This is a genomic window from Alloalcanivorax xenomutans, assembly GCF_900217905.1.
GTDB classification, from domain to species: Bacteria; Pseudomonadota; Gammaproteobacteria; order Pseudomonadales; family Alcanivoracaceae; genus Alloalcanivorax; species Alloalcanivorax xenomutans.
This window is the reverse complement of record NZ_OBMO01000001.1, coordinates 1-11978: the sequence shown is the minus strand read 5'-3', so window position 1 is coordinate 11978 and position 11978 is coordinate 1. Positions and strand designations below refer to the sequence as shown.

Annotated in this window: 12 protein-coding genes; 5 read left to right on the top strand and 7 right to left on the bottom strand. The window is 62.9% G+C overall.

Annotated elements, in window-relative coordinates:
• Positions 1 to 5 precede the first annotated feature (5 nt).
• The 3 genes from CRO06_RS00060 to CRO06_RS00050 are packed head-to-tail and all read right to left on the bottom strand — an operon-like array spanning position 6 to position 3170.
• Complete coding sequence (locus CRO06_RS00060) at positions 6 to 779, bottom strand: SDR family oxidoreductase (RefSeq protein ID WP_097057424.1); 774 nt, start codon at positions 777 to 779, stop codon at positions 6 to 8.
• Complete coding sequence (locus CRO06_RS00055) at positions 776 to 1735, bottom strand: alpha/beta hydrolase (protein WP_097057423.1); 960 nt, start codon at positions 1733 to 1735, stop codon at positions 776 to 778. The genes CRO06_RS00060 and CRO06_RS00055 overlap by 4 nt, the downstream gene beginning before the upstream one ends.
• On the bottom strand, positions 1719 to 3170 hold the full coding sequence (locus CRO06_RS00050) for a flavin-containing monooxygenase (RefSeq protein WP_097057422.1): 1452 nt from the start codon (positions 3168 to 3170) through the stop codon (positions 1719 to 1721). The genes CRO06_RS00055 and CRO06_RS00050 overlap by 17 nt, the downstream gene beginning before the upstream one ends.
• A gap of 101 nt (positions 3171 to 3271) precedes the next feature.
• Between CRO06_RS00050 and CRO06_RS00045 the strand changes: the two genes are divergently transcribed.
• Complete coding sequence (locus tag CRO06_RS00045; protein WP_179746407.1) at positions 3272 to 4279, top strand: AraC family transcriptional regulator; 1008 nt, start codon at positions 3272 to 3274, stop codon at positions 4277 to 4279.
• A gap of 101 nt (positions 4280 to 4380) precedes the next feature.
• Here CRO06_RS00045 and CRO06_RS00040 read toward each other — a convergent pair whose 3' ends face one another.
• Together CRO06_RS00040 and CRO06_RS00035 are read right to left on the bottom strand one after the other, a co-directional pair.
• Complete coding sequence (locus CRO06_RS00040; RefSeq protein WP_080530512.1) at positions 4381 to 5343, bottom strand: alpha/beta hydrolase; 963 nt, start codon at positions 5341 to 5343, stop codon at positions 4381 to 4383.
• Positions 5344 to 5388: 45 nt separating this feature from the next.
• Entirely contained in the window at positions 5389 to 5847 is a 459-nt protein-coding gene (locus tag CRO06_RS00035; protein ID WP_014993283.1) for an LEA/WHy family protein, read from the bottom strand.
• 62 nt (positions 5848 to 5909) lie between these two features.
• Here CRO06_RS00035 and CRO06_RS00030 point away from each other — a divergent pair, with 62 nt between their 5' ends.
• The 3 genes from CRO06_RS00030 to CRO06_RS00020 are packed head-to-tail and all read left to right on the top strand — an operon-like array spanning position 5910 to position 8424.
• Entirely contained in the window at positions 5910 to 6428 is a 519-nt protein-coding gene (locus CRO06_RS00030) for a macro domain-containing protein (RefSeq protein WP_097057421.1), read from the top strand.
• Between the two features lie 37 nt (positions 6429 to 6465).
• Positions 6466 to 7035: an isochorismatase family protein gene (locus CRO06_RS00025; RefSeq protein ID WP_097057420.1), complete on the top strand. Its 570-nt coding sequence runs from the start codon at positions 6466 to 6468 to the stop codon at positions 7033 to 7035.
• A gap of 45 nt (positions 7036 to 7080) precedes the next feature.
• The gene (locus tag CRO06_RS00020) at positions 7081 to 8424 is read left to right on the top strand and encodes a nicotinate phosphoribosyltransferase (protein WP_055099723.1); all 1344 of its coding nucleotides are present in this window, start codon (positions 7081 to 7083) and stop codon (positions 8422 to 8424) included.
• A gap of 51 nt (positions 8425 to 8475) precedes the next feature.
• Here the strand turns inward: CRO06_RS00020 and CRO06_RS00015 are convergent, their stop codons facing one another.
• Both CRO06_RS00015 and CRO06_RS00010 read right to left on the bottom strand, forming a co-directional pair.
• The gene (locus tag CRO06_RS00015; protein WP_022993716.1) at positions 8476 to 9486 is read right to left on the bottom strand and encodes a phospholipase A; all 1011 of its coding nucleotides are present in this window, start codon (positions 9484 to 9486) and stop codon (positions 8476 to 8478) included.
• A gap of 31 nt (positions 9487 to 9517) precedes the next feature.
• Positions 9518 to 9706, bottom strand: a complete 189-nt coding sequence (locus CRO06_RS00010; RefSeq protein WP_022993715.1) for a Trm112 family protein — start codon at positions 9704 to 9706, stop codon at positions 9518 to 9520.
• Between the two features lie 215 nt (positions 9707 to 9921).
• On the opposite strand from CRO06_RS00010, the gene CRO06_RS00005 reads away from it, so the two are divergent.
• Complete coding sequence (locus CRO06_RS00005) at positions 9922 to 11718, top strand: acyl-CoA dehydrogenase C-terminal domain-containing protein (RefSeq protein WP_080530514.1); 1797 nt, start codon at positions 9922 to 9924, stop codon at positions 11716 to 11718.
• Positions 11719 to 11978 lie beyond the last annotated feature (260 nt).

Sequence of the window (11978 nt, the reverse complement as noted above, 5' to 3'; positions counted from 1 at the left end):
AACCGCTACTCGCGACTCAGAAAGGTCATGGTCAGGCGTGTCGAGGCACTGGGCAGCAGTTTGTCGAGCAGCTTGATCATCTTGAATACACTCCCCACCGGGTTGTGCACCGGCACCTCCCGCGCCGCCGCGTCCCAGACCTTGGCGGCGATGTCCTCCGCCTTCAGCTTCACGCCCAGACGGCTTACCACCGGCGCCTGATAGTCGGCATCCTCCACCATGGGTGTCTTCACGAAGGGCGGCATCACATCCACCACTCGTATGCCGAGTCGTTTCCATTCGATGTTGAGCGCTTCGGTGAGGCCGCGCACGGCGAACTTGCTGGCCGAATAGCTGGCCAGGTGCGGCACGCCATAAAGCGCCGACGCGGAACTCATGTTGATGACCACCGGAGCGTCCGCCCGCCGCAGGGCCGGCAGGGCCGCCAGACTCATGTTGACCAGGCCGGTGACATTGATATCGATGATGCGTTTGTGCTGCTCCGCGCTGATCGCTTCGAAACGCCCCATGCGCAGGATTCCGGCGCAATTGAACAGCGCGTCCAGCACACCGTCGCCGGCGAAAGCGGAAACCGCCCGTGCGCACGCCTCCGCGTCGGTGACGTCGAGAGGATGAAACCAGGCGCTATCCAGGTCCCGCGCCAGCCCGGCCAGGGCGGCCTCGTTGACGTCCAGCAGGCCTACCCGCCAGCCGCGTTGATGGAAGTGGCGCGCGGTGGCCAGGCCGATGCCGCTGGCGGCGCCGGTGATCAGGATACTTTTCGTGGTGGACGGGATCATGGCCGTGTCTGCTCCGCTGCCGGGTGGTCGGATTGCCGGAAATGGTGCCGAAGAAAACCGGCGCCGCCGCGCAGGGCCAGATCGGCGTCGGCCAGCAACCCGGCGTGCAATTGAAAGTCATGCCAGCGTTGCGGGTGCACCTGAACGCGGACCTGGCCGCCGGCATCACGGACCGCTCGCGCCAGCCGGTGGCTGTCGTTGAGCAGGATTTCGTCAGCGCCGGCCTGAATCAGAACCGGAGGCAGTCCGGCCAGATCGCCATTGATCGGTGAGCATTGCGGCCGCTCGGGATGATCGCCGCCATAGGCGCGAGCGGCGTCCGCCAGCCAGGCCTGACTCAACATTACGTCCCGGTCGGTATCGAACAGCCGGGTCAGGGTCAGATCCACCCACGGAGAAATCAGGAACAGCGACGCCGGCAGCGGCAGGCGTGCCTGTTTCAAGGCCAGCAGCGTCGCCACCGCCAGCCCGCCGCCGGCGGAATCCCCGGCCAGTGCCAGCCGGGCTGTATCGGTGCCCTGGTCAAGCAAGGTCTGGTATACCGCCACCGCATCCTCGATAGCGGCCGGACAGGGATGTTCCGGAGCCAGCCGATAGTCCGGCACCACCACCCGGGCCTGGCTGTGTCTGGCCAGATGAGAGGTCAGACCGTGATGAGTGGATGGCGACCCCGTGATATAGGCGCCGCCGTGCAGGTACAACACGGTGGTGTCGGCGCCCTCCGGCTGATAGACGCGGCAGCGGACTCCGCCCGCTTCCATGTTGTGATGGGGCATACCACTGGCCCCCGGGTTGGTGCGCGCCAGGGCTTCCTGCCAGCGTCGCTGCGCGGCAATACCGACGCGAGGGTGGGCCACGGGTTTGAACAGCAACTGCAAGGCACGGCGTAAAGTGGCGGCCAACAGACGCTGGTCGGGGCGGCGCCGTCGCCGCAGTGCATCAGTGAGGGTAGTCATAGTCGCTCAGGTCCAGTACCCGGGTCTGGCGCCGGTAATCGAAGGTGAAGCCCGGCCAGTTGTTGGTGTTCTTGCCGCTTTCGGTTTTGTACCAGCTGTCGCAGCCCTTATCCCAAACCGTGTCGCGGATGCGTTTCTGCAAGCGCCGGTTGAAATCGTTCTGTGTGCGTGAGCGCACTTCCAGCGCGCCAGTGGCAGGCAAGTGCGCCAGCGCCTGCTGGATATAGTGAATCTGGCTTTCCAGCATGTAGATGATGGAGTTGTGGCCGAGATTGGTGTTGGGGCCGTAGAGCATGAACAGGTTCGGGAAACCGTGCACGGTGATGCCCAGATACGCTTCGGCCCCGTCCCGCCAGACCTGATTGAGCGTCAGGCCATGGCGCCCGATGATGGTCATGGGGGTGAGGAAATCGGTGGCTCTGAAGCCGGTGCCGTAAATGATCGCGTCGGCCCGATGATGGGCGCCGGTGCTGTCGGTGAGGCCGCTGTGATCCACCGACTGAATGCCGTGGTTGATCACTTCCACGTTGTCCCGGGCCAGTGCCGGATAGTAGTGGTTCGACATCAGGATACGTTTGCAGCCCATCGGGTAATCCGGGATCAGCTTTGCCCGCAACGACGGGTCGGCGATGTGTTTTTCCAGGTGCCGCCGGAACAGCCTCTGATACACCGTCATGGCTTTTTGCAACGAAGTAAAACCCAGTACCCGGGACTCATTGGCGGCGTAGATACGCAGACGATCCAGTGTCTGGGTTATCGGCAGTGTTTTCAGCAGGCGGTGTTCCCAGCGGCGGTAACGGCGATCCGGCTTGCCCAGCACATAGGCCGCCGAGCGTTGGAACAGCAGCAATCTGCCCGCCTTGCGGGCCACTTCCGGCACGAACTGGATGGCGCTGGCACCGGTGCCCACCACCGCCACGGTTTTGCCGGTCAGATCCACGTCGTGGTCCCAGCGGGCGCTGTGAAAATGCGGACCCTGGAAGTCCTCGATGCCGGACAGCGGCGGGTAGGCCGGTTGATTGAGCTGTCCGGTGGCGGTAATTAGAGCTCGTGTGGTAACGGTCCCCCCATCGCTCAGCGTTAGCTGCCAGAGACCGTGGGCGTCCAGGTAACGGGCCTCGGTGACTTCGGTGCCGAAGCGAATATGCTCCCGGATACCGTATTTGTCCGTGCAATGGCGCAGGTAGTCCAGGATCTCCGCCTGGGGCGCGAAACGGCGGCTCCAGGGGTAATGGCGCTCGAAGGAGAACGAATACAAATGCGAGGGCACGTCGCAGGCGGCGCCGGGATAGGTATTGTCACGCCAGCAGCCGCCCACATCATCGCCTTTCTCGATCAGCAACAGATCGTGCTGGCCCTGGGTCTTGAGTTGAATCGCCATGCCCAGGCCGCCGAAACCGGCGCCGATAATGATGACCTGGTGAGTCGCATCCATGGTGGTATCCACTTTGTTTATTGATATCGATCCACTGTAGCGGGGCGGGGGCAGGCTGTTTATGGCATGCTAGGACAAAAAGTTGTGGAAAACGGACAGCCATGAGCGCATCCAGCCGGAGTTTGACCAGCGTACGCATGCAGGTGGAGTTCGCCGCGGAGCACGGTGTGCCCGTGGCGAGTCTGCTGCCCGGGTCGGGCATCGAGCCGCGGTGGTTGACGCGCAATGACGTGCAGATCGAAGCGGAGCAGGAGCTGGCGGTGGTTGCTAATCTGTGCGCCGAACTGGGTGACAGCGCCGAGTTGGGGCTGGCCATGGGCCAGCGTTATCACCTGAGCAGTTATGGTGTTTGGGGATTCGCTCTGCTCAGCAGTGGCACTTTCCGCGAAGCGGTGGCGCTGGGGCAGCGTTACCTGGATCTGACGTTCGCCTTTAATCGGGTGACGCTGGAAGAACAGAGCGGACAGGCCGCGCTTGTTATTGATGACGGTGACCTGCCGGAAGGGGTGCGCGATTATCTGCTGGCCCGCGATGCCAGCGCCATCATGATGATCCAGCAGGAGTTGTTTGCCAGCCGGATGCCGCTATCGCGTCTGCAATTGCGTCTGCCGGCCCGTGCCACGGCCCCTTTCGAGGCGGTGTTCGGGCTGGCGCCGGAATTCGACCAGCCAGTGAACCGGATCGGCTTCGCCGCCGGCTTGCTGGAGCGGCCCTTGCCGCAGGCCAACCCGGTCACCGCCCGCTTGTGCGAGCAACAGTGCCAGCAATTGCTGGCGCAGCGCCGGCGGCGGGTGGGCATGGCGGCACGGGTTCGTGAGCTACTGCTGGCCAGGCCCGGCCATTTCCCGACCATGGAGCAACTGGCCGACGAGATTGGCGTCACCAGCCGCACCCTGCGCCGGCGGCTGCTGGCCGAAGACACCCGATATCGGGAATTGCTGGACGAGGTGCGTCGGCTGCTGGCGGAACAATGGCTTTTGGGTGGCGGGCTGAGGCAGGAGGAAATCAGCGCGCGCCTCGGCTTCTCCGAAGTCTCCAACTTCATTCACGCCTTCAAACGCTGGACCGGACAGACGCCGGCGCGTTATCGACGCCAGAAAAAGCAGTGAATAATGAACAGTTAACAGTGAACAGTTGAAAAAAGACGCAACCAGATATTGCGAATTAGCACAGAACACTTGCGCATCCGCAACCTCCCCACTTTCCTTCACTATTCACTATTCCCTGTTAACTGTTCATTATTCACTGCTTTTTCCCATTTCTGGTGCAGAAAATCCCCGATCTCCGCCACGGCCAGGTCGGCGTCGGCGAGGAGGCCGGCGTGGGTCTGGAAGACGTGCCAGCGGCGTGGAAACAACTGATAGCGGCTCGGCGTGTCGGTGGCGCGCAGCCGATCCGCCAGCCGTTCGCTGTCCACGCGCAGCAACTCATCACCGCCGCTCTGAATCAGCAGTGGCGGCAGACCATTGAGATCGCCATACAGCGGTGACGCCTGCGGCCGGGCGAGGTCGTCGCCGGCGTAGAGCCGTGCCGCCTGGGCCAGCCACGGCACGTTCAGCAGGGTTTCACCAATGTCCGAGCGCTGCTCCTGATTCACCGTCAGATCCAGCCACGGTGACAACAGCACGCCCGCCGCCGGCGCCGGCAGCGCCGAATCCCGGATCCGTTGCAGCAGCGCCAACGTCAGCCCGCCACCGGCGGCATCGCCCCCCACCGCGATGTGGCTGGCGTCATGGCCTTTGTCCAGCAAGCGTTGATACACCATCAGGGCGTCGTCCAGCGCCGCCGGGCAGGGGTGCTCCGGCGCCAGTCGATAAGCCGGCACCACCACGGTGGCGTTGAGACGGCGCGCCAAATGGGACGTCAGCGACCGGCGCGTGGCGGGCGAGCCGGAGACGTAGCCGCCGCCGTGCAGATACAACAAGACCGGCCCCTGGGGGCGGCCCAATATCTCCGCCGGCACCGAGCCGAAGCGGGCCCGGTGGCGTGGTACGCCACCGGCGACCAGACTGGCGCGGCTGGCGGTGTTCAGCCAGAAACGCTGCACTCCCAGGCGCATGCCAGGGCGAAAAGCGGGGCGTACTCCGAAGCGCAACAGCCCCCGCAGAGCCATGGCCAACGCCGCCTGAAAGGGCGTGGCCTGGCCACCCAGCAGTTCACGTCGTAATCCCATCCCGGCCTCCTGGCGGACTGCGGTGAAACAACGTGCCGGCCATGATCAGCGTGCCCGTGGCAAGGTATCGGGCAGGGTGAACTGGCCTTTGCGGTCGAAATGCAACGGGAAGCCGACACCGGCCACCCGGGCTTTGCCCTTGATCTCATAGTCCAGCGGCTCGTCCAGCCGCTGCAGGCCTTGCAGTTGCTGTAACGTCCCCAGCAGGGTGGTGGTGATGCGGGTGCTGACCAGGGCATCGCCCATGGCCGGCAAGGTGACGCGTTCTCCCGTCAGGCCGCGAGCGAAGCGCTCGCCGTTGAAAAACACTTCATAGTCGAGGCTGTTGAGGGTCAGTTCCCGGTCATTGGGATTGCGTACTCGCAACACCAGATGCCATTGCTGCTCGAACACACTGACTTGTTCCAGTTGTACCGAGGACAACGACACTTCCGGTTTTTCCAGACCGCTCAGGGTCTGGCAGGCGGACAGCAGCAGGGCGAAAATAACAACGGCAAAACGCATTTACAGGCTCCCTGATGAGCAGCAGCATGAGGACATCAAACACCGATCGGGAGGACGTCACCATGACTTCCTTGGAAATTACCGTGGGAGACATTACCCGACAAGCGGACATGGACGCTATCGTCAACGCCGCCAATCGGGAGTTGAAACCCGGTGGAGGTGTGGCCGGTGCCATTCACCGCGCCGCCGGGCCGGAACTGGCCCGGGCCTGCGCGCCTCTGGCCCCGATCCGCCCCGGAGAGGCGGTGATTACCGGAGGGTTTGACCTTCCCAATCGGTATGTGATCCATTGCCTGGGACCGGTTTACCAACTGGACCAGCCGTCCGCCCGATTACTGGCCGACTGCTACCGTAATGCCCTGGAACTGGCGGCGTCCCGTGAGCTGGCCTCGGTGGCGTTCCCGGCCATCTCCACCGGGGTCTTCGGCTATCCGATGGAAGAGGCCGCCCGGGTGGCGCTGCGAACGGTACGGGCGGTGACCGGGCAGCGATCATCGCTGCAACTGGTGCGTTTCGTATTGTTTGATCCGTCCGCGGGCGAAGTGCATCGGCGGGTGCTGGATGAGCTGGAGGCCGGCTGATCCTGGCGTCCGTGTTAGCCGGAAAAGGAGGTAAGTCATGACAGGCACATCAATGCGCGCCGGAGACGCCCTGCTGGTGGTGGATGTGCAGAACGACTTCTGCCCCGGCGGCGCTCTGCCGGTGGATGACGGCCACGCGGTGGTGCCGGTCCTTAATCACTGGATCGGCACGGCCACCGACGCCAATCTGCCGGTGATTCTGTCGCGGGACTGGCATCCGGTGGACCATGTTTCGTTTCATACTCGTGGTGGGCCGTGGCCGGTACACTGCGTGCAGGACAGCTGGGGCGCCGCCTTTCACCCGGAACTGCGGATTCCGGATAAGGCGGTGCGGGTAAGCAAAGGGAGCCATTTCGAACGGGATGCCTATTCCGCCTTTGACGGTACCGGCCTGGCCCACTGGTTGCGCCGCCGCCGGGTGCGCCGCTTGTGGCTGGGTGGTCTGGCGGAAGACGTTTGTGTTTACCATACCGCTCTGGATGCCCGCCGCCACGGTTTGGTCACTCATTTGCTACTGGCCGCCACCCGGCCGGTATTCGCCGATCGGCAGCAGGAGTGCCACCGGGCATTGCGGGAAGCCGGGGTGATACTAATCGCCGGACAGTGACCAATCTGCCTGGCTACAGCACTGCATACTGCATGAGGAAGTCTGATGACCGCCATTTGGCCGGACCGAGACGCGTTGTGTCTGCTCACGGATCTCTATGAACTGACCATGGCGCAGGCTTACTGGCGTCAGCAGCGCAACGACGAAGCCATTTTCAGCCTGTTTTTCCGTGTACTGCCCGAGCAACGCCAGTATGCCGTGGCCTGTGGTCAGGAGTACGCCGCCCACCTGGTCAGTGAACTGCGCTTTCCCGCGGAGCAAGTGGCCCGCCTGGCGGAATTGAAGCAATTCCAACCGGAATTTCTGGACTGGTTGGCCGGTTTTCGCTTTACCGGGGAGATCCGCACGGTGCCGGAGGGCACCCTCGTCTTTCCCCACGAACCGGTACTGGAGGTGCGGGCGCCAGTGATCCAGGGGCAGCTGCTGGAAAGCCTGCTGATGAATTACATCAACCTGGAGACACTGCTGGCCTCCAAGGCTTCCCGGGTAGTGGATGCCGCCGGCGGACGGCCGGTGATGGATTTCGGCATGCGTCGCATGCATGGCCTGGAAGCGGCCTGGCGCGGTGTGCGCGCCTACCGTGTAGCGGGCATCAGTGGCACCAGCAATGTGCTGGCGTCGCGGGACTTTGATCTGCCGGCCCAGGGCACCATGGCGCATTCTTACATTCAGGCGGTGGGGGACGAACGGCAGGCCTTTCTCGAATACGCGCGGCTGTATCCGGGAACCACGCTGCTGGTGGACACCTACGACACTCTGGCCGCGGTGGACAAGGTGATCGGCCTGGTACGGGAGGAAGGCATCGAGGTCGGCGCCATTCGAATCGATTCCGGAGACCTGGGTGCCTTGGCGAAAGCGGCGCGCCGGCGGCTGGATGACGCCGGACTGAGCGGCATACGTATTGTCGTCAGCGGTGGCCTGGACGAATGGAAAGTGGCGAAGCTGGTGGCTGATGGCGCCCCCATGGACGGCTTCGGGGTGGGCACGGAAATGGGTTCGGTGGCCGACGCGCCCTCTCTGGATTTCGCCTACAAGCTCACCGAGTACGGCGGCGAGCCCCGGCTCAAGAACGCACCGGGCAAGCCGGTCTATCCCGGCGCCAAACAGGTATGGCGCCATCACGATGCGAGCGGCATGCTGGCCGGTGACGAGATCACCGGTATCGATGAGGCACGCGATGGCGAGCCGTTGTTGCGGGAAGTGATCCGTGATGGCCGGCCGGTGTTGCCGTCGCCGGATCCGGATCAGGCCCGAGAACGATTGAGCCGGGAGCGACAATCCCTGCCGACGGCGCTGCGCGGTTTGACACCGCACGCCCCTTATCCGGTACGTTTTAGCGAGTCTCTGGAAACCCTGCGCCGGGATACTCTGGCGCGGCTGGCGGAGTGAAACGGCGCTGGGCGGATTGCGATCCGCCCACCGTGCGTTCGCGCGGCCGCGTCACAGCGTATCGGTCAGCAAAATGCCGAGGCTGAAACGGTTCTCGTAGTCGTCATAGTTGATCAGCGAATCGCCGTAGCCGGAAAACACCTGCACCAGCCCTTTGAAGCGCTTGTTGATCGGGAAGGAATAAGAGATTTCGCCGGCGCCTTTATTGTCGGAGCGCAGGTTGTTGCGGACCATCAGTTCCAGCACGTGGTTGCCGAACGGGCGCGCCACTTCCAACTGGAAATGCCCCATGTATTTTTCGATGTCCGGATTGTCGTCGCCACTGGTTTGCAGCGGATCCTTTTTCTTGTCTTCGGGAATCCGGTACCAGGGCATCACCGAGACGTAATAGGAGCCAATCTGGGAAATGTGCCGCAGGTAAACGCGGTTCCAACTGCGGGAAGCGGGCACGTCGCGGCCGTTGGATTCATGAATGAAGCCAAAGGCCATCAGCTCGGTACGAACCGGCCCCAGTTTCCAGTCCATGGGTTTGGCCAGAAAAATCTCCGGCGCGTAGTTGATTTCCCGGAACGGACTGGATTGATTGCTGTTGTAGGCCTGCCAGAAAAAGGTGCCGGTGAAGGCCATGTACAGCGTGCTGCCGTTCCAGAAGTCGTCGTACAGCGGTGCCTTCAGGGACAGCTGGAATTTGATTTCCTCGGAGTCCAGGTCGTCGTCTTCCCGGTCCGGATCGTTCCACTGGGGATTTGACCAATAGGAGTAGGGCATCAGGTAGTTACGGCGATGCGGCGTGATGGCGAAGGGATTGTTCAGGGAAGAACGCTCCAGCGCCAGCCGGCCGCGCAGCGCGTCCTCATGGGCACTACGTTGCTGCTGCTCCGGATCGCACCAGCGGCGCAGCTCTTCCAGGGTGACGGCGCGGTCGCCTTGCTGAACACCGCGCAACAAACACTCATTACGCTTCGCCTCGGCCCGGGCGGCGGCCTCGGTGGCTTCCGTGCTTTCCTGCGCCTGGGCCATCAGCGGGCCACACAGCAGACAAGCCAGCAAAATGCGCTTCATACCCCATCCTCGTTGGTGGTGATGGCCAAACTCAAAGACCTTTCAATTCCTCGTTGCTCATGGTGCGGGCTTCTTCTTCCAGCATCACCGGGATGCCATCCCGTATCGGGTAGGCCAGACCGCTGGCCTTGCATTTCAGCTCGCCGGCCTTCTCATCCAGGATCAGCGGAGCCTTGCTGACCGGGCACACCAGAATGTCGAGCAGATTGGGATCGATCATCGCCTTGATACCTCATCGTCATGATGGTCCGGGGCCGACTATACCAGCCCTCGGGGTCCCGTGCGCGAATTCAAACAGTCGTTTGACTTATGGGTCACAAATAGAGGTGGGCACTGATGACACCCTCACCTAAGATTGTGGCCCTTCAATGACGGCGGCGCCCTTGGGCGTGCCCGCTCGGAACCCCAGACAGACCGTTTTCAGGGAGACCTGACATGCCTGAGTATAAAGTCCCTTTGCGCGACATGCGCTTCGTTCTCAACGAGGTGCTGGACCTGGATGCCCACTACGCCAAGCTGGGCCTGGAAGAAGTGAATAGCGAACTGCTCAACGCCTTCCTGGAGGAAGGGGCCAAGTTCGCGGAAAACGAACTGGCACCGCTGAACCGTTCCGGTGACGAGGAAGGCTGCCACTTCGAGGACGGCGTGGTCACCACCCCGCAAGGCTTCAAGGAAGCCTACGCCAAGTACGTGGAAGGCGGCTGGCCGGCCATGGGCGGTGATCCGGAATTCGGTGGTCAGGGCCTGCCCGGTTCCGCCAGTATCGCCATCTCTGAAATGACCGGCACCGCCAACTGGTCCTGGAGCATGTACCCGGGCCTGTCCCACGGCGCCGTGGCCACCATCGAGGCCCATGGCACCGACGAGCAGAAGCAGGCCTATCTGCCGAAGCTGACCAGCGGTGAATGGACCGGCACCATGTGTCTGACCGAGCCGCACTGCGGTTCCGACCTGGGTATCCTGAAAAGCAAGGCCGAGCCCCAGGCCGATGGCTCCTACAAAATCACCGGCACCAAGATCTTCATCTCCGCCGGCGAACACGACATGGCCGAGAACATCGTCCACATCGTGCTGGCCCGCCTGCCGGACGCGCCGAAAGGCACCAAGGGCATTTCCCTGTTCATCGTGCCGAAGTTCCTTACCGACGGTAATGGCGGTGTGGGCGAGCGTAACGCGGTGGCCTGCGGCTCCATCGAGCACAAGATGGGCATCAAGGCGTCCGCCACCTGTGTGATGAACTTCGACGGCGCCACCGGCTATCTGATCGGTCCGGAGAACAAAGGCCTGAACTGCATGTTCACCTTTATGAACTTCGCCCGTCTGGGTACCGCCATTCAGGGCGTGGCCCACGCCGAGCTGGGCTTCCAGGGCGGTCTGACCTACGCCAAGGACCGCCTCGCCATGCGCAGCCTGAGCGGGCCGAAAAACCCGGACGGTCCGGCGGACCCGATCATCGTGCATCCGGACGTGCGCCGTATGCTGCTGACCAGCAAGGCGTTCGCCGAAGGCGGCCGTGCCCTGGTGTACCTGTGCGCGCAATTGGGCGACAGCGTGAAACTGGGCAAAACCGAGGAAGAGCGGGAGGAAGCCCACGAACTGATGGCGCTGCTCACCCCGATCGCCAAGGCGTTCGTTACCGAAGCGGGTCTGGAAGCGGCCAACCACGGCGTGCAGATCTACGGTGGTCACGGTTTCATCCGCGAATGGGGCATGGAGCAGAACGTGCGTGACGCGCGCATCTCCACCCTGTACGAAGGCACCACCGGTATCCAGGCGCTCGACCTGCTGGGCCGTAAAGTGCTGATGACCCAGGGCAAGGCGCTGCGTAACTTCACCAAGATCGTGCACAAGTTCTGTGAAGCCAACGCCGATAACGCTGATCTGAAGGAGTTCATCGAACCGCTGGCCGGTTATAACCGAGAGTGGGGCGAGCTGACCCAGGCGATTGGCCTGCAGGCCATGCAGAACCCGGAATACGCCGGCGGCGCCGCTGTCGACTACCTGATGTACTCCGGCTATGTGACCCTGGCCTACCTGTGGGCGCTGATGGCCGCCAAGGCCCAGGAACAGCTGGCCGCCGGTGCTGGTGACGAGGCGTTCTACAACGCCAAGATCAAGACCGCGCGTTTCTACTTCAAGCGCATCCTGCCGCGCACCGCCGGTCACAAAGGCGCCATCGAAGGCGGCGTGGACAGCATGATGGATCTGGACGCCGAGCACTTCGCGTTCTGATTTCGGACTCGCTGTAACCCCGAAAAAGCCCGCCTCAATGGCGGGCTTTTTTTGATTCATCGCGGGACAACCGGGGTCCGGAAGGCCTCCGTACAGACCCGCTGTGGGAGCTTGCCTGCAAGCGAATATTACAAACCGCCCGAGCGAGCCCCATTCGCTTGCAGGCAAGCTTGTATGGTTACCCGGCAAGTCTTAGAAAGAAGAGACTTGTCGGGGTGGAGGGACCAGGCAAGCTTCTGACCCTAGGGTACAGACTGTGG